The organism is Streptomyces sp. NPDC002513, assembly GCF_053595355.1.
The window spans coordinates 1-1,341 of the sequence record NZ_JBSFXK010000165.1; the positions used below are offsets into that span (position 1 = coordinate 1).

The 1,341-nt window shown below is 65.8% G+C and carries 2 protein-coding genes; both read left to right on the forward strand.

From position 1 onward, the window contains the following. A partial coding sequence (locus ACWD5Q_RS35505) for a hypothetical protein (protein ID WP_451431190.1) occupies positions 1–573 on the forward strand: 573 nt, incomplete at its 5' end. Further along, on the forward strand, positions 570–914 hold the full coding sequence (locus tag ACWD5Q_RS35510) for a hypothetical protein (RefSeq protein WP_451431191.1): 345 nt from the start codon (positions 570–572) through the stop codon (positions 912–914). The genes ACWD5Q_RS35505 and ACWD5Q_RS35510, both read left to right, overlap by 4 nt. Positions 915–1,341: the final 427 nt, after the last annotated feature.

A 1,341-nucleotide genomic window follows, 5' to 3' on the forward strand; every position in this document is an offset into this window, starting at 1 on the left:
ACGACCGAGGATCAGGAAGGAACCGGCCGCACCACCAACCCTGCCAGCACCACCAAGCCGCTGTCAGCTCTCAACGGCCAATGGGCAACAGGGTCCGACGTGGTCAAAAAGCAGATCACACCCGCCCAGATCCTGGATGTCGCCTCAAGCACCGCTGCTCACGGCACTCTCGACTCGTACACGTTCATCGTCGGCTTTCCCGGCAAGAGCCGGTGCGGCGCCCTCGCGGTGGAGAGCCAAGGCTACCGGGCCGGCAGCGAGGTGGCCCTGCTGGGTGACGTCCACTCCTTCATCCACGCCGATACCCTCGAACTGCTCGTCGCCGCAGACGGGCCCTTCGGCTTTCTCCACACCGCCTGGAAGCCGTCCCACTACGCGACCGGGCTCGAGGCGCACACCGCGACCCGCTCCTGGCGGACCTTCCGCGCCGGCGGCCTCGTCACCGGTGTGGGCATGCACGCGGAGGACCGGCTCGTCATCGCCGGCATCTACACCGACGGTGACTGCAAGCCGAACCATCGCGAGCACCTGGTGCGCCGGCTGACCGCCTCCTACGGCCTGGCGAAGACGTGAGCCGGTTCACCGAACTCGCCGCCGTCGTACCGGAGATGAGCGCACCGCTGACTGCGCTGTCCGGCATGCGGCAGAGCTGCCCCGAAGACCACTTCGAGATCGCCGGGGTCCCCTGCTTCTGCGGAACTGACCGCCCCGCCGAGGAACTCCAGGCTGCCTATAACCTCGTGCAGACCTTCCAGCAGATCAAGGGCGTAGGCCCCTACACCACCGTGATCACGGGCCTCGCACGCATCCCGGAACCCTGCCTCCTTCCACCCGGACGTGAGACCTCAAGATCCTCGCCCGACGACTCCTCAACGTCGAAGACGCCGCACCGCAAGCCGTCACCCACCGACTGAACGAGCTCTTTCCCGGCCACGCCGACACTGCCGACCTGTACTTCGTCGAGCACGAGTACCTCGACACTCCGGTCGCTCCGCTCCTCGACCCGGCCGGCATCGACGCCTAAAACCAAGCTCTGCAGCGCCCCGCCGCGTGACCTGACCCAGCCACCGTCTCCCCGGCCTGCGTCCACAACTGTGAGAGCAAGACCACGAACGGGTGACATACCGCGTTCGAGTGCACCTGAATCCCGTCGCGGCGCAGCCAGAACAGCCACCACCCGTCAATAGAACATTCGTCCACGATCTGCTCCCGAGAGGCCCGTTACGGACCCCTCTGCGGGGGCGTTCTTAGAACTCCTAACAGAATGCTGCAACTCGCCTCGGAATGAAGGGGTCTGATGACTTGTTAGTCTGCACATGAGAAGGGGTGAGCGGCCGCCGT